Origin of the sequence: Neisseria sp. HMSC055H02 (assembly GCF_001813335.1) — a bacterium.
GTDB classification, from domain to species: Bacteria; Pseudomonadota; Gammaproteobacteria; order Burkholderiales; family Neisseriaceae; genus Neisseria; species Neisseria sicca_C.
On sequence record NZ_KV812095.1, the window covers coordinates 84327 to 100502 of the forward strand.

The following is a 16176-nucleotide window of genomic DNA, read 5'->3' on the forward strand; positions in this document are numbered from 1 at the left end:
CGTGATCCGTCTAGGTACAGACTTTGGTCTGTTTGATTAACACTAGTACGAAGGTTAACTAACGTGAATATTAATGCAACCTTATTCGCTCAAATCATCGTCTTTTTCGGTTTGGTTTGGTTTACCATGAAATTTGTGTGGCCGCCGATCGCAAAAGCATTGGATGAGCGTGCCGCAAAAATTGCCGAAGGCTTGGCTGCAGCCGAGCGCGGTAAGAGCGATTTTGAACAGGCAGAGAAGAAAGTTGCAGAACTCTTGGCTGAAGGGCGTAACCAAGTTTCCGAAATGGTAGCTAACGCCGAAAAACGTGCCGCCAAAATCGTAGAAGAAGCGAAAGAACAAGCTTCTGTCGAGGCAGTGCGGATTACAGCACAAGCTAAAGCCGATGCCCAGCAAGAAATGAATCGTGCACGCGAAGTTTTGCGTGAACAGGTTGCTGCGTTGGCGGTTAAAGGTGCCGAGTCTATTTTGCGCAGTGAAGTTGATACTTCAAAACACGCGCAGCTGCTCAGTGCTTTAAAACAGGAGCTGTAATCTTATGGCTGAGTTCGCAACGATTGCCAGACCTTATGCGAAAGCATTGTTTAATCTGGCGCAGGAAAAAAACCAAATTGAGTCTTGGTTGGGCGGACTGGAAGAATTAGCCGCGGTTGTTCAAAATCAGAAAGTGATTTCTTTGATCGAGCAACCTGAAACAAATACTTCTGAAAAGGTGAATTTGCTTGCCAAACTCGTTGAGTTAAAAAGTAATGAATTGAAAAATTTCATTACTGTTTTGGCAGAGCAAAAACGTTTGCCAGTATTGCCTGAAATCTATGCTCAATATCAAGCTTTAACCTTGTCATTCAATCATACTAAGTCCGCTGTAATTTACAGTGCTTATCCATTGACTGAAGAACAACTGGCTGAGTTGGCTGAAATATTGAAAAAACGCTTTGACAGTAAGTTGCGGATTACAACTGAAGTTGCGCCTGAATTAATTGGCGGTGTCAAAGTTGAAGTGGGTGACCAGGTCTTGGATTTGTCGGTGCAGGGTAAATTGAATGCCCTGTATGCGACTATGACAAATTAGGAGAGTTTTCATGCAGCTTAATCCTGCTGAAATTAGCGATTTGATTAAAGCTAAAATTGAAAATCTGTCTGGAAATACAGAAGTACGTACCCGTGGTACGGTTATTTCTGTAACAGACGGTATTGTTCGTATTCATGGCTTGTCAGACGCAATGCAAGGTGAGATGCTCGAATTCCCGGGTAACACTTTCGGTTTGGCGATGAACTTGGAGCGCGACTCCGTCGGCGCCGTAGTGTTGGGTGAATACGAACATATTAAAGAAGGCGACACAGTTACTTGTACCGGCCGTATTTTGGAAGTACCTGTCGGCCGTGAGTTGGTTGGTCGCGTTGTAGATGCGCTGGGTCGCCCGATTGATGGTAAAGGCCCGATCAACACATCTTCCACAGCGCCAATTGAAAAAATTGCACCGGGTGTGATTGCCCGTAAATCAGTTGACCAGCCTATGCAAACCGGTCTGAAGGCCATTGACTCAATGGTTCCGATTGGTCGCGGTCAACGTGAGCTGATCATTGGTGACCGTCAAACAGGTAAAACAGCCGTAGCATTGGATGCTATTGTCAACCAAAAAGGTACAGGCGTTATCTGTATTTATGTTGCAATCGGTCAAAAAGCATCTTCTATTGCCAATGTAGTACGAAAATTGGAAGAGCATGGCGCAATGGAACACACTATTGTGGTTGCGGCGACTGCATCTGAAGCTGCGGCTCTGCAATATATTGCACCTTATGCAGGTTGTACGATGGGCGAGTTTTTCCGCGATCGCGGTGAAGACGCATTGATTGTATATGATGACTTGTCCAAACAAGCTGTTGCTTACCGTCAAATTTCCCTGTTGTTGCGCCGTCCTCCCGGTCGTGAAGCATATCCTGGCGACGTTTTCTATCTTCACTCTCGTTTGTTGGAGCGCGCTGCCCGTGTAAATGAGCACGAAGTTGAAAAACTGACCAATGGCGAAGTGAAGGGCAAAACAGGCTCCCTGACTGCATTGCCGATTATTGAAACGCAAGCCGGCGACGTCTCTGCATTCGTACCGACAAACGTGATTTCGATTACCGACGGTCAGATTTTCTTGGAAACCGATTTGTTTAACGCCGGTATCCGTCCTGCGATTAATGCCGGTATTTCGGTATCGCGCGTAGGTGGTGCTGCGCAAACCAAAGTAATTAAAAAACTGGGTGGCGGTATCCGTTTGGCACTTGCCCAATATCGTGAGTTGGCAGCCTTCTCGCAATTTGCTTCCGATTTGGATGAGGCTACACGCAAACAGCTGCAACACGGTGAAGTGGTTACTGAATTGATGAAGCAAAAACAATTCAGCACTTTGGATACAGCCGAAATGGCTTTGACCTTGTGGGCCATTAATAATGGTTCTTACGAAGATGTACCGGTATCCAAGGCATTGGCTTTCGAAGCAGAATTTTTGAGCTTTGTACGCACTCAGCATCCTGGTGTTTTAGAAGCAATCAATGCATCAGGTGCGATGTCCGATGAAAGCGAAAAAGCATTGACTGAAGCCATGAATTCTTTCAAATCTTCTTATGCTTACCAAGCTTAAGAGCTGAAATGAAAGGAGTCTGAAATGGCAGTCGGAAAAGAGATTCTCACCAAAATCCGTAGTGTTCAAAATACTCAAAAGATCACTAAAGCGATGCAGATGGTGTCAACCTCTAAAATGCGGAGGACTCAGGAACGGATGCGCTTGGCGCGTCCGTATGCCGAAAAAGTGCGGACAGTTATGAGTCATTTGGCGCAAACCAATGAAGATCATGGTATTAAATTATTGGCACATCATCGTGAAACACGTCGGGTGGGTTTCATTTTAATTACCTCTGATAAAGGTCTTGCCGGTGGTTTGAATGCGAATGTTTTGAAGAAATTTTTAGCGCAAGTCCAAGAATACCAAGAGCAGGGCATTGAAGTTGATGTTGTCTGTTTAGGTAGTAAAGGCTTGGCAGCTTGTCAAAGCATCGGTTTGAACGTTATTGCCAGTGCGATTAATTTGGGTGATACCCCAAAAATGGAATTGCTGCTTGGTCCATTGACTGAAATCTTCCAACGTTACGAGAAGCATGAGTTGGATAAAATACATCTGGTATATTCGTGTTTTGTGAATACCATGCGTCAAGAACCACGGTTGGAGGTTCTGCTGCCTATCGGCGAAAATGTGATAGAAGACGAGGAGAGTTATTCTTCATTCAGTTGGGAATACCGTTATGAGCCAAGTCCTGTCGCTGTGTTGGAATATCTGGTTCGCCGCTATTTAGAGTCTGTGGTTTACCAAGCATTGAGTGACAATATGGCATCTGAGCAAGCTGCACGTATGGTGGCAATGAAAGCAGCCACCGACAATGCAGGCAATGCCATTAAAGAGTTGCGTTTGGTATATAACAAATCGCGTCAAGCTGCGATTACCACGGAATTGTCAGAAATTGTAGCAGGTGCGGCGGCAGTTTGATGTCGTCTGAAACCTGAACAGGAAATTAGGATACGATAATGAGCCAAGGCAAAATCGTACAAATTATTGGTGCGGTGGTTGACGTGGAGTTCCCGCGTGATGCCATTCCGCGTGTTTACGACGCCCTGAAATTGGATGCAAACGGCCTGACTTTGGAAGTGCAACAGCTTCTGGGTGACGGCGTAGTCCGTACTATTGCAATGGGTAGTTCGGATGGTTTAAAACGCGGCATGACTGTAAGCAATACAGGTGCGCCGATTACAGTGCCGGTAGGTAAAGGCACTTTGGGACGTATTGTCGATGTATTGGGGACGCCTGTTGATGAAGCAGGTCCGATTGATACCGACAAACACCGTGCCATCCATCAGACAGCTCCGAAATTTGATGAACTGTCTGCGACTACTGAGCTGTTGGAAACCGGCATTAAAGTAATTGACTTGCTGTGTCCGTTTGCCAAAGGCGGTAAAGTAGGTCTGTTCGGTGGTGCCGGTGTGGGCAAAACCGTCAACATGATGGAATTGATTAACAACATCGCCAAAGCACATAGCGGTTTGTCCGTGTTCGCAGGCGTGGGTGAGCGTACCCGTGAAGGTAATGACTTCTACCACGAGATGAAAGATTCCAAAGTATTGGACAAAGTGGCGATGGTTTACGGTCAGATGAACGAACCCCCGGGTAACCGTCTGCGTGTAGCCTTGACCGGTTTGACGATGGCCGAATACTTCCGTGATGAAAAAGACGAAAGCGGCAAAGGCCGTGACGTATTGTTCTTCGTGGACAATATCTACCGTTACACCCTGGCCGGTACCGAAGTATCCGCATTGTTGGGCCGTATGCCTTCAGCAGTAGGTTACCAACCGACATTGGCTGAAGAAATGGGTCGTTTGCAAGAGCGTATTACCTCTACCCAAACAGGCTCCATTACTTCCATTCAAGCCGTATATGTACCTGCGGATGACTTGACTGACCCGTCTCCTGCAACGACGTTTGCCCACTTGGACGCCACTGTCGTATTGAGCCGTGATATCGCCTCCTTGGGTATTTACCCCGCAGTTGATCCGCTCGATTCTACTTCGCGCCAACTGGATCCGATGGTATTGGGTCAAGAACACTATGACGTAGCCCGCGGCGTACAATCTACCCTGCAAAAATACAAAGAATTGCGCGATATTATTGCCATTCTGGGTATGGACGAATTGTCAGACGAAGATAAACTGACCGTGATGCGTGCGCGTAAGATTCAACGCTTCCTGTCGCAACCGTTCCACGTTGCCGAAGTATTTACCGGCTCTCCCGGCAAATATGTATCGCTGCGTGACACCATTGCCGGCTTTAAAGCTATCTTGAACGGTGAATACGACCATCTGCCTGAACAAGCTTTCTATATGGTAGGCGGTATCGAAGAAGCGGTCGAGAAAGCGAAAACCTTAAACTAAGGAGGTCGGCATGAGCATCATGCGAGTTGAAGTGGTAAGTAGCGAGCAGAACATCTATTCAGGCGAAGCCAGTTTTGTAGTGGTTCCGACTGTTCAAGGTGAGCTCGGTATTTATCCGCGACACGAGCCGATTATGAGTTTGGTACGTCCCGGTGCATTGCGTTTGACCGTGCCGGGCGAAGCCGAAGAAGTGCTTGTTGCCGTGTCCGGCGGAGTGCTGGAAGTGCAGCCCAACCAACTTACTGTGTTGGCAGATGTTGCCGTACGCAGTTCCGAGATGGATCGGGAGCGCGCGGAAGCTGCCAAGAAAGCGGCGGAAACCGGTATTTCTCAAGCCAAAGACGATAAATCGCTGGCTGAAGCACACAAAGCCTTGGCCGCAGCGATTGCCCAGCTCAAAACCTTGGATTATCTTCGTTCGCACAAAAACAAATAAGCAGTTTTGCTTTACAAAAAGCACGGTTGATTACCGTGCTTTTTATTTTTTCATGATGGATGATTTTGAGAAGAACGGAATCTTTAGGTAACAAATGCTATAGAAAAGTTTTAAATGATTTTTTTATTGCGCATAATTTTGCTTTTCTGATTCGGCGATAAAGGTTGTTTACTGAATACGGTTTTTATAGGATAAAGCAAATCTTTTGGTAAGGATCTATCGTATTTTAAAGTGGTGTTAATGTCGTCTGAATGTATTTAAGACGACTTTTTTGTTTTTAAGGACACCTATTTGCCTATTCTAATAATGAATAAAGTTTGGCTATTTGGGAAGATTGCCATTATATCTGAAATTAAAAAACAACAAATTTTAGAGACAAAAGGTTTTTATTTTGCATAAGCGGTATTTTTATTGTAAAAAATGCCATTTAGGTTATAATTTTAAAATACATTATCATAAATTGATGTGTAACCTATTACGAAAAAATAAATATTTTATATTGCGGATAATTTGTCATGAACTTTGATTTCATATTTGGGGATGGTGTATCAGGTATGGCGGGATATAGCCTGATACTGATTTTGGCTGCGCTTGTCAGTAAGCAAGATTCAGTAAAACGGTTTATCAGCCGTTTTGCTGTTAATGTGCGTGCTCAATGCTACTTGGATGAAAATTCATATCATGTTTTCCGTCATCTTGATATACGTATTTCAGGAACACATGAACAAATTGATTATGTTTACGTTTCACGATTCGGTATTTTTATCGTATCTACACCGAATTACCAAGGCCGTATTTGGGGGGATAACGGAGATGGGATGTGGACGCAGAAATTCCATAGAACCAAGATGCTTTTCCCTAATCCATTGGCACAGAATCAACGCTATATCCAAGCTTTAGTGCGGCAGCTTGATTTAAGCCCGCGTTTGTTTTACTCGGTTGTCGTATTTTCGGGAAATTGCCAATTCCAAACTATGATGCCGGATAATGTCATTGAATCTACAGAATTCAATGAATACATTGCACAATATAGCGAAGTCGTTTTAAATGATGACAAAGTTGCTGAAATCAAAGAAATTTTAGAGAGTAATGAATTTGATAATGTGTTTGGTCAAAATGGTTCTCGATCACACGCTTAATAAAGTATAGTGGATTAACTTTAAACCAGTACGGCGTTGCCTCGCCCTTAGCTCAAAGAGAACGATTCTCTAAGGTGCTGAAGCACCAAGTGAATCGGTTCCGTACTATCTGTACTGTCTGCGGCTTCGTCGCCTTGTCCTGATTTAAATTTAATCCACTATAGATCAGAAAATTTGTAGGTAATACAGCAGTTTTTGAAATTATAGGTTGAACATAAAAGGTCGTCTGAAACCTGAAGCGGTTTTCAGACGACCTTTTGTTTGAGCGTATCGTTATCAGCGTTTGACGCCGCTGAGCCTTGCCCAGCCTTCGTCGATTTCGGCGGGTTCGATGTCGAACCATTGGCGGTAAATGCCGCTGAGTTCTTCGACTTGCTCGTCCAGCAGACCGGACAACACGATGCGGCCGCCTTGTTTGGTGCGGGCGGCGAGCATTTCGCTGAGCATGCGAAGGGGGTTGGCGAGAATGTTGGCGACGACGATGTCGAATTGTCCTTGCGGCAAACCGTCGGGCAGGTAGAACTGTGCATCGACGTTGTTTTGTGCGGCGTTGTCCTTGCTGGCGCGGATGGCTTGTTCGTCAATATCGACGCCGACGGCAGAACCTGCGCCGAGCTTGAGGGCGGCGATGGTCAGGATGCCTGAGCCGCAGCCGTAGTCGAGGACGCTTTCGCCGCCTTTGAGTTGTGTGTCCAGCCACTTGAGGCAGAGACGGGTGGTCGGATGGCTGCCGGTACCGAAGGCAAGGCCGGGGTCGAGCTGGAGGTTGACGGCGTTGCTGTTGGGCGCTTCGTGCCAAGAGGGGGTAATCCACAGGCGTTCGGAAATTTGGATGGGGTCGAACTGCGCTTGGGTCAGGCGCACCCAGTCTTGGTCGGCGAGGATTTCGCTGGTGTATGCCAAGTCTTTCAGTCCGCATGCTTGGCTGGCAGCTTGAATCATGGCTGCGGCATCGTCGTTTTCGCCGAACAAGGCGATGACTTTGCTTTGCTGCCAGATTTGTTCGGTCGGCATACCGGGTTCGCCGAAGATGGCTTGTTCGTTTTCGGTGCCTGCGTAGGCGTCTTCGATGGCGGCGGAGAGTGCGCCGTTTTCCATCAGGGCGTCGGCGAGGCGTTCGGCGACGGCGTCGTTGACGTTGATGGTGATTTGTTGATAGGACATGGTGGGCTTTCTCGGTGGGGTCGTCTGAAATTAGGAAATGGCGGTCAAATACGCGATGTTGGTCGTTTGCGGTATGTTTCGGCTATTGGCGTAACAGTGTGATTGAATCGTTTTTCTGCCTGAACACGTTTTTTTCTTGCGTGAAATGGCGGCGGACAGGCTTACTCAGTCATAATTATAGGCTTGTCAGCAATCGCTGATGTACACCCGAAATCAGGTTTCAATTTGTCTGAAAAAAGGTCGTCTGAAAGCCATGCGGTTTTTCAGACGACCTTCGACTATCCAAGCGGGACGGTTTTATTTGTCCTGTTTGGCTTTGCGTTCTTCCAGCCAGTGTTCCAGATAATGGATGCTGACGCCGCCTTTTTCAAAACCGGGGTCGCTGAACAAATCGCGGTGCAGCGGTGTATTGGTTTTGATACCGGTTACGGCAAGCTCGGCGAGGGCGACGCGCATTTTTGCCATTGCCTGCTCGCGGGTTTTACCGATGACGCAGACTTTGCCGATCAGGCTGTCGTAGTACGGCGGGATGCGGTAGCCTTGGTAAATATGGCTGTCCACGCGGATACCGAAGCCGCCGGGCAGGTGGCAGCTTTCAATCAGACCGGGGCTGGGGATGAAGTTGTACGGGTCTTCGGCATTGATGCGGCACTCGAAAGCATGGCCTTCGATGTGGATGTCTTTTTGTTTGTATTGCAAAGGCAGACCGCCGGCAATGCGGATTTGTTCCTGTACGATGTCCACGCCGGTAATCAGCTCGGTAACGGGGTGTTCGACTTGGACGCGGGTGTTCATTTCGATAAAGAAAAACTCGCCGTTTTCATACAGGAATTCAAACGTACCTGCGCCACGGTAGCCGATGCGTTTGCAGGCATCGGTACAGGCTTTGCCGATTTTTTCGCGGGCTTTTTCGTCGATGAAGGGAGCGGGTGCTTCTTCGATGACTTTTTGGTGGCGGCGCTGCATGGAGCAATCGCGCTCGGCAAGGTAGATGGCGTTGCCGTGTTCGTCGGCGAGCACTTGGATTTCGACGTGGCGCGGGCGTTGCAGGTAGCGTTCCATATAGACCATCGGATTGCCGAACGCCGCACCTGCTTCGGCTTTGGTCATTTCGACGGATTTGATCAGGTCTTCTTTTTTCTCGACCACACGCATACCGCGTCCGCCGCCGCCGCCCGATGCTTTGATAATCACGGGATAACCGACTTTATCGGCGGTTTTGAGGATTTCGGCGGGATCGTCGGACAGGGCGCCGTCCGAACCGGGAACGCAGGGTACGCCCGCTTCAATCATCGCGTGTTTGGCGGAAACTTTGTCGCCCATCAGGCGGATGGTTTCGGCTTTGGGGCCGATGAAGATGAAGCCGGATTGTTCGACCTGTTCGGCAAAGTTGGCGTTTTCGGCCAGGAAGCCGTAGCCCGGGTGGATGGCATCCGCGCCGGTAACTTCTGCGGCGGCGATGATGGCGGGGATATTGAGATAGCTTTGTGCGGAAGCGGCAGGGCCGATGCACACGGATTCGTCGGCAAGTTTGACGTGCAGACTGTCTTTGTCGGCTTCGGAATGCACGGCGACGGTGGCGATGCCCATTTCACGGCAGGCACGCAGGACGCGCAGCGCGATTTCGCCTCGGTTGGCGATTAATACTTTTTTCAGCATGATGACCTTTCCTGTGGTTTCAGACGACCTGCTTGTTACCTTTTGCCCAACGCATTGCGGATTTTTTCATCGGTCTTGTATTGGCTCAACGCGTACACCGCCCACATGGCGGCAGGAATCCAGCCGATTAAGGTGAATTGGAGAATCAGGCAGATGATGCCCGCAATCGGACGGCCGATGGTGAAGAATACGGCAAAGGGCAGGAAGATGGCTAACAGCAGGCGCATGGTGGAAATCCTGAGTTGGAAAGCATTTCAGACGACCTCCCCGCAATCCGGAAGGTCGTCTGAAAACGAATTATTCGATGATGAAAAGCGGCTCGCCAAATTCCACAGGCGTACCGTTTTCCACCAGAATCTCTTTAACCGTGCCGGATTTCTCGGCTTCGATTTCATTCATCAACTTCATCGCTTCGATGATACACAGCGTATCGCCGGCTTTGACTTGCTGACCGACTTCGACGAAGGAGGCGGCATTCGGGCCGGGCGCGCGGTAGAACGTACCGACCATAGGCGATTTTTGCGCGTTGGACAGGTCGCGGGCGGCTGGGGCTGCGGGAGCGGGGGCTGCTGCTGCGGCAGGCGCGGCGGCGGGTGCAGAGGCAGGCACCGCTACTTGGGCGGGCGCGGCATAAACGGGAGCCGGAGCGGCGGTGGCGCGGGTGATGCGGACTTTTTCCTCGCCTTCGGTCACTTCGATTTCGGCGATACCTGATTCTTCTACTAAATCAATCAGTTTTTTTAACTTGCGCAAATCCATTTTCGTTCCTTTAGATACGGCCCAAATGTCGTTAAGCGGCCGTGTTTGTTGCGTGATATTTCAGAAAACAACCGGCCTGCGGCAACGGCGCAAACCGGACAGTATTTTGTTCCATAAAGGGGCATTCTCAGGAGTAGAAACCCCGTAAATGAATTTGACTATTTTCCCGAACTTGCCGACAAATGTCTAGCAAAATCTCGAAAAAAGGCGGTTTTTGAACAAAACGGGCAAATTCGGAGATTTCGCCCGAATGCGTATTTTTTCAACGAGTGTTTATTCTAATTTGTTGGTTTATGAAGGGAAAAGGCCGTCTGAAAATTCAGGTGGGGATGCCGATAAACCATTTTGCCCGTTTTCAGACGACCTTTACATTTTGAATTATTCCCCGTCTTTAACCGGATGGTCGGGCAAATACACATCGAAGCGGGTGCTTTTGCCCGTGTATTGGTAGGCGGGTTTTTCGCCGTTGAGAAATTCGCCGAGGCGCGGGCGTTTGACGACGACGCGTTTTTTGGCGATGGCGCGGGCGGCGGCAAGCAGCCCGGCTTCTTCTTGGGCGGCACCGACGACGCTGTGGAAATACGCCATTTCCTTTTTGACGGCGGCGGACTTTTGGCGTTCGGGGTACATGGGGTCGAGATAGACAATGTCGGGGCGCGATTGTGCGGCGAGTTCGCGCATCAATTCGACGGCGTTGCCATAATGGAAAGTCATGCGGCGGGCGATGTCTTGGATTTCAGGCTCTTGCAGCGCGCGTTCGAGGCCGTCGGCGAGCAGGCAGGCAACGGCGGGATGCTGCTCGAAAGTGTGGACGTTCAAACCGAGCGAGGCGAGGACGAAACTGTCGCGCCCGAGTCCGCCGGTGCCATCCCAGACGGTCGGTTTGGCTGTGTGGTTGACCGCTTTGGCAATCAGCTCGCCGCCGCCTTTGGTGCGCCGGTATTGGGCTGCGCCGCCGCCGAAGTCGACGCGGACGCGCCCCTTTTCTCCCGCGCGGCACAAGCTGACGCCCTCCGCATCGGCAAGCAGGTATTCGCCGTTGTCGGGCGGGCAGGGCAGGGTAGGGAGGTCGAATTTCTGCGCCAAACGGCGGGCGTGTTCGGTGGCGGTGTCGGAAAAATAGACGGCGGGTATGGTGTGGGTGTGCAAATCTTTTGGGACAGACATTTTTCAGACGACCTTTGATTATGAATTGTCAACAATATGAACTGTATTTTTATTGAACTATCGAATTTTTCACTGCGATTCATTCTCAGATAACGCTATAATATGCCTAATATTCTTTTGAATCCATCAGCGTTTGTCTTTCCGATGGGCTTTCAGACGACCCTCCTCTTTTTCTTCTCCATTCAGTAAAGGAAAATCATGAGCTTCAAAACCGATGCCGAAATCGCCCAATCCTCCACCATGCGTCCGATTGGCGAAATTGCCGCCAAGCTGGGTTTGAACGTTGACAATATCGAACCCTACGGCCATTACAAAGCTAAAATCAACCCCGCCGAAGCGTTCAAACTGCCGCAAAAACAAGGCCGTCTGATTTTGGTTACCGCCATCAACCCGACTCCGGCGGGCGAAGGCAAAACCACCGTGACCATCGGTTTGGCGGACGCGTTGCGCCACATCGGCAAAGATTCTGTTATCGCCCTGCGCGAACCTTCTTTGGGGCCTGTGTTCGGCGTCAAAGGCGGCGCGGCGGGCGGCGGCTATGCCCAAGTTTTGCCGATGGAAGACATCAACCTGCACTTCACCGGCGACTTCCACGCCATCGGCGCGGCGAATAACTTGCTCGCCGCCATGCTTGACAACCACATCTACCAAGGCAACGAGTTGAACATCGACCCCAAACGCGTGCTGTGGCGTCGCGTGGTCGATATGAACGACCGCCAGTTGCGCAACATCATCGACGGCATGGGCAAACCCGTTGACGGCGTGATTCGTCCCGACGGCTTCGACATCACCGTCGCCTCCGAAGTGATGGCGGTATTCTGCCTCGCCAAAGACATCAGCGATTTGAAAGAGCGTTTGGGCAACATCCTCGTCGCCTACGCTAAAGACGGCAGCCCCGTTTACGCCAAAGATTTGAAAGCCCACGGCGCGATGGCGGCATTGCTCAAAGACGCCATCAAGCCCAACTTGGTGCAAACCATCGAAGGCACGCCCGCCTTCGTACACGGCGGCCCCTTCGCCAACATCGCCCACGGCTGCAACTCCGTTACCGCCACCCGACTGGCGAAACACCTTGCCGATTACGCCGTGACCGAAGCAGGCTTCGGCGCGGATTTGGGTGCGGAAAAATTCTGCGACATCAAATGCCGCCTTGCCGGCTTGAAACCCGACGCGGCCGTCGTCGTCGCCACCGTCCGCGCCTTGAAATACAACGGCGGCGTAGAACGCGCCAACCTCGGCGAGGAAAACCTCGAAGCCTTGGCAAAAGGCCTGCCCAATCTGCTGAAACACATTTCCAACCTGAAAAACGTATTCGGCCTGCCCGTCGTCGTCGCCATCAACCGCTTCGTGTCCGACTCCGATGCCGAGTTGGCCATGATTGAAAAAGCCTGCGCCGAACACGGTGTCGAAGTTTCCCTGACCGAAGTGTGGGGCAAAGGCGGCGCGGGCGGCGCGGATTTGGCGCGCAAAGTCGTCAACGCCATCGACAACCAACCTAATAACTTCGGCTTCGCCTACGATGTCGAGTTGAGCATCAAAGACAAAATCCGCGCCATCGCCCAAAAAGTGTACGGCGCGGAAGACGTCGATTTCAGCGCGGAAGCCGCCGCCGAAATCGCCTCGCTGGAAAAACTGGGCTTGGACAAAATGCCCGTCTGCATGGCGAAAACGCAATATTCCCTCAGCGACAACGCCAAACTCTTGGGCTGCCCCGAAGGCTTCCGCATCACCGTGCGCGGCATCACCGTTTCCGCCGGCGCAGGCTTCATCGTTGCCCTGTGCGGCAACATGATGAAAATGCCCGGCCTGCCCAAAGTCCCCGCCGCCGAGAAAATCGACGTAGACGCAGACGGCGTGATCCACGGCTTGTTCTGATTTGAATCGGCAGTGAAATAAAACGGCAAAGAGGTCGTCTGAAAACGGGTTTCAGACGACCTTTTATTATTTGAAACGGTTTAAACTCAACCGCGACAACCCGTAGCGCGGGCTTTGCCCGCGAATCTTCCTCTGATGAAAATAGTCGTCTGAAACGATAGAGCAAACCCGCCACATTCGTTTTCAGACGACTATTTTTATGGTTTTTCATCTTAATTCTGCTTTTGTAAATACGTTTGTTTTTATAGTGAATCTGTCTTTTCAGACGACCTCCCACCCTATCAACCGCCCGCCCATCCCGCACCACTGCCCCGCCCGTCCGAAACGCGTTATACTTCCCAATTAACCGTCCGACCCACCCGCTTCAGGAGAACACCATGCCCGAACAAAACCGCATCCTCTGCCGCGAACTGAGCCTGCTTGCTTTCAATCGCCGCGTTTTGGCGCAGGCGCAGGATGAAAACGTGCCGCTTTTGGAACGTTTGCGGTTTTTGTGCATCGTCTCTTCCAATCTCGACGAATTTTTCGAGGTACGCATGGCATGGCTCAAACGTGCGCAAAAAATGAATCCGCACGAGCGTTTGGACAACGGCACCACGCCGTCCGAAACCATCGCCGCCGTCGCCGCCGAAGCGCACGCTCTAATACAGGAGCAATACCGCCTGTTCAACGAAGTCTTGCAGCCCGAGTTGAGCAAACAAGGCATCCATTTCTACCGCCGCCGCAACTGGACGGCAGGGCAGCAGAAATGGATCGAGCAGTATTTCGACGCCGAACTGCTGCCCATCCTTACCCCCATCGGACTCGACCCGTCGCACCCCTTCCCGCGGCCCTTGAACAAATCTCTCAATTTCGCCGTCGAGCTTGAAGGTACGGACGCGTTCGGCCGCCCTTCCGGCATGGCGATTGTACAAGCCCCGCGCATCCTGCCGCGCGTCGTCCCCCTGCCCGCCGAATTGTGCGAAGGCGGCAGCGGCTTCGTCTTCCTTTCCTCCATCCTGCACGCCCACGTCGGCAAACTCTTCCCCGGCATGACGGTCAAAGGCTGCCACCAGTTCCGCCTCACCCGCGACAGCGATCTGACCGTCGATGAAGAAGACCTCAAAAACCTGCGCGCCGCCATTCAAAACGAATTGCACGACCGCGAATACGGCGACGGCGTGCGCCTCGAAGTCGCCGACACCTGCCCGCCCCACATCCACGACTTCCTGCTCGCCCAGTTCAAACTCACCCCCGCCGAGCTTTACCAAGTCAAAGGCCCGGTCAACCTCGTGCGCCTCAATGCCGTGCCCGATTTGGTTGACCGTCCCGATCTCAAGTTTCCCGCACGCGGGGCAGGTCGTCTGAAAGCATTGCGCAAGAACGGCTCCATTTTCAAACTGGCGAAACAGTCGCCCATCCTGCTGCATCATCCGTATCAGTCCTTCGACCCCGTCGTCCACATGATACGCGAAGCCGCCGCCGACCCCGCCGTCCTTGCCGTCAAAATGACCATCTACCGTACCGGCAGCAATTCCGAACTCGTCCGCGCCCTGATGAAAGCCGCCCTTGCCGGCAAACAAGTCACCGTCGTCGTCGAACTCATGGCGCGTTTTGACGAAGCCAACAACGTCAACTGGGCGCAACAGCTTGAAAACGCAGGCGCGCACGTCGTTTATGGCGTATTCGGCTACAAAATCCACGCCAAAATGGCACTCGTCATCCGCCGCGAAAACGGCGCGCTCAAACGCTACGCCCACCTCGGCACCGGCAACTACCACCAAGGCACATCGCGCATTTACACCGACTTCGGCATCATCACCGCCGACGACCAAATCACCGCCGACGTGAACACCATCTTTATGGAAATCACAGGCTTGGGCAAACCGGGTCGTCTGAACAAGCTCTACCAAAGCCCGTTTACCCTGCACAAAATGGTTATCGACCGCATCGAGCGCGAAATCCAACACGCCAAAGCAGGCAAACCCGCCCGCATCCGCGCCAAAATGAATTCGCTGATTGAGCCGAGCGTCATCGACGCCCTCTACCGCGCCAGCAGCGCAGGCGTGCAAATCGACCTCATCGTGCGCGGCATGTGTACCCTGCGCCCCGGCGTCAAAGGCCTGTCCGAAAACATCCGCGTCCGCTCCATCATCGGCAGACAGCTCGAACACTCGCGCGTGTACTGCTTCCACAACAACGGCGCGGACGACACCTTCATCTCAAGCGCCGACTGGATGGGGCGCAACTTCTTCCGCCGCATCGAAGTCGCCACCCCGATTTTCACGCCCGAACTCAAAGCCCGCGTCATCCGCGAAGGCATCGAAATGGCGCTGCAAGACAACACTCGCGCCTGGCTGATGCAGCCTGACGGCAGCTACATCCGCGCCCGCCCCGAAAACGGCGAACCCGCATTCAGCCTGCAAGAAAGCTTGTGGGAAATGTATGGCAGATAAAGCGAGGGCGGTATTAAAATGAAGGCCGTCTTTGAATATTTCATGAAGGCAGAAGGATTCGAACCGTGCCTGCACGGCAATAACGGAATGGGTGATTTTTAGGTTCATACACTATAAAAGGTCGTCTGAAATACTTAAAGATAGGGTTTCAGACGACCTATCCACACCCAGCCGTAGCGTGGGCTTCGCCCACGAAAAAAACAATACTATTTATCGCCCGACTCGGAAACCAAGCCATCGATTTCATGGGCAAAGCCCACGCTACGATCCGCGGCAGGTATCGCAGTGCTCTACCCGCCACCCCGCCGAATTTATAGTGGATTAACTTTAAATCAGGACAAGGCGACGAAGCCGCAGACAGTACAGATAGTACGGTAAGGCGAGGCAACACCGTACTGGTTTAAAATTAATCTACTATACCTGTCAAGGAAGTTTTTTGTGGTACTCAGTGAGAAAGTTCTTTGCTTCTCTTAGACTCACGTTACTCCACCATAAAAGTTAAAAAGGTCGTCTGAAACCCGTAATCACATGGGTTTCAGACGACCTTTTATCTTTCCCGTCCGCTTTTCAGACGAC

Annotated in this window: 14 protein-coding genes and 2 pseudogenes; 10 read left to right on the forward strand and 6 right to left on the reverse strand. The window is 51.2% G+C overall.

From position 1 onward, the window contains the following. The first annotated feature begins 63 nt into the window (after positions 1-63). From HMPREF2907_RS06595 to HMPREF2907_RS06625, 7 genes are all read left to right on the forward strand, one after another. Entirely contained in the window at positions 64-534 is a 471-nt protein-coding gene (locus HMPREF2907_RS06595; protein ID WP_019270018.1) for a F0F1 ATP synthase subunit B, read from the forward strand. A gap of 4 nt (positions 535-538) precedes the next feature. Further along, on the forward strand, positions 539-1072 hold the full coding sequence (locus HMPREF2907_RS06600) for a F0F1 ATP synthase subunit delta (RefSeq protein WP_070681412.1): 534 nt from the start codon (positions 539-541) through the stop codon (positions 1070-1072). 10 nt (positions 1073-1082) lie between these two features. After that, positions 1083-2630 (forward strand): F0F1 ATP synthase subunit alpha, encoded by a 1548-nt coding sequence (atpA, locus tag HMPREF2907_RS06605; protein WP_003760437.1) that lies wholly within the window; start codon positions 1083-1085, stop codon positions 2628-2630. A 24-nt stretch (positions 2631-2654) separates the two neighbouring features. Further along, positions 2655-3530 (forward strand): F0F1 ATP synthase subunit gamma, encoded by an 876-nt coding sequence (atpG, locus tag HMPREF2907_RS06610; RefSeq protein ID WP_070681413.1) that lies wholly within the window; start codon positions 2655-2657, stop codon positions 3528-3530. Between the two features lie 38 nt (positions 3531-3568). Beyond that, positions 3569-4966, forward strand: a complete 1398-nt coding sequence (gene atpD, locus HMPREF2907_RS06615; RefSeq protein ID WP_070681416.1) for a F0F1 ATP synthase subunit beta — start codon at positions 3569-3571, stop codon at positions 4964-4966. A gap of 10 nt (positions 4967-4976) precedes the next feature. Continuing rightward, entirely contained in the window at positions 4977-5402 is a 426-nt protein-coding gene (locus tag HMPREF2907_RS06620) for a F0F1 ATP synthase subunit epsilon (protein ID WP_003741652.1), read from the forward strand. Between the two features lie 515 nt (positions 5403-5917). Next, positions 5918-6541, forward strand: a complete 624-nt coding sequence (locus HMPREF2907_RS06625) for a nuclease-related domain-containing protein (protein WP_045074110.1) — start codon at positions 5918-5920, stop codon at positions 6539-6541. Here the strand turns inward: HMPREF2907_RS06625 and HMPREF2907_RS13690 are convergent. The 6 genes and pseudogenes from HMPREF2907_RS13690 to HMPREF2907_RS06650 form a co-directional block, all read right to left on the reverse strand. Beyond that, a pseudogene (locus tag HMPREF2907_RS13690) lies at positions 6486-6704 on the reverse strand (hypothetical protein); the annotation flags it as partial. The gene HMPREF2907_RS06625 and the pseudogene HMPREF2907_RS13690 sit on opposite strands and share 56 nt — an antisense overlap. A 113-nt stretch (positions 6705-6817) precedes the next feature. Then, entirely contained in the window at positions 6818-7705 is an 888-nt protein-coding gene (gene prmA / locus HMPREF2907_RS06630) for a 50S ribosomal protein L11 methyltransferase (protein WP_070681420.1), read from the reverse strand. Between the two features lie 297 nt (positions 7706-8002). Then, positions 8003-9364: an acetyl-CoA carboxylase biotin carboxylase subunit gene (gene accC / locus HMPREF2907_RS06635; protein WP_003757186.1), complete on the reverse strand. Its 1362-nt coding sequence runs from the start codon at positions 9362-9364 to the stop codon at positions 8003-8005. A 35-nt stretch (positions 9365-9399) separates the two neighbouring features. Continuing rightward, positions 9400-9591, reverse strand: a complete 192-nt coding sequence (locus HMPREF2907_RS06640; RefSeq protein ID WP_003741645.1) for a YqaE/Pmp3 family membrane protein — start codon at positions 9589-9591, stop codon at positions 9400-9402. A gap of 70 nt (positions 9592-9661) precedes the next feature. Then, positions 9662-10123 carry an acetyl-CoA carboxylase biotin carboxyl carrier protein gene (accB, locus tag HMPREF2907_RS06645; protein ID WP_070681424.1) on the reverse strand — a complete coding sequence of 154 codons (462 nt, stop codon included), beginning with the start codon at positions 10121-10123 and terminating at the stop codon, positions 9662-9664. Between the two features lie 378 nt (positions 10124-10501). After that, positions 10502-11257 (reverse strand): class I SAM-dependent methyltransferase, encoded by a 756-nt coding sequence (locus tag HMPREF2907_RS06650; protein ID WP_141754418.1) that lies wholly within the window; start codon positions 11255-11257, stop codon positions 10502-10504. Positions 11258-11488: 231 nt separating this feature from the next. Between HMPREF2907_RS06650 and HMPREF2907_RS06655 the strand changes: the two genes are divergently transcribed. The 3 genes and pseudogenes from HMPREF2907_RS06655 to HMPREF2907_RS13695 all read left to right on the forward strand — a co-directional run. After that, entirely contained in the window at positions 11489-13165 is a 1677-nt protein-coding gene (locus tag HMPREF2907_RS06655) for a formate--tetrahydrofolate ligase (protein ID WP_070681429.1), read from the forward strand. Between the two features lie 377 nt (positions 13166-13542). After that, positions 13543-15600 (forward strand): polyphosphate kinase 1, encoded by a 2058-nt coding sequence (gene ppk1 / locus HMPREF2907_RS06660; protein WP_070681432.1) that lies wholly within the window; start codon positions 13543-13545, stop codon positions 15598-15600. 312 nt (positions 15601-15912) lie between these two features. Beyond that, a pseudogene (locus HMPREF2907_RS13695) lies at positions 15913-16056 on the forward strand (IS5/IS1182 family transposase); the annotation flags it as partial. Between the last annotated feature and the right edge of the window lie 120 nt (positions 16057-16176).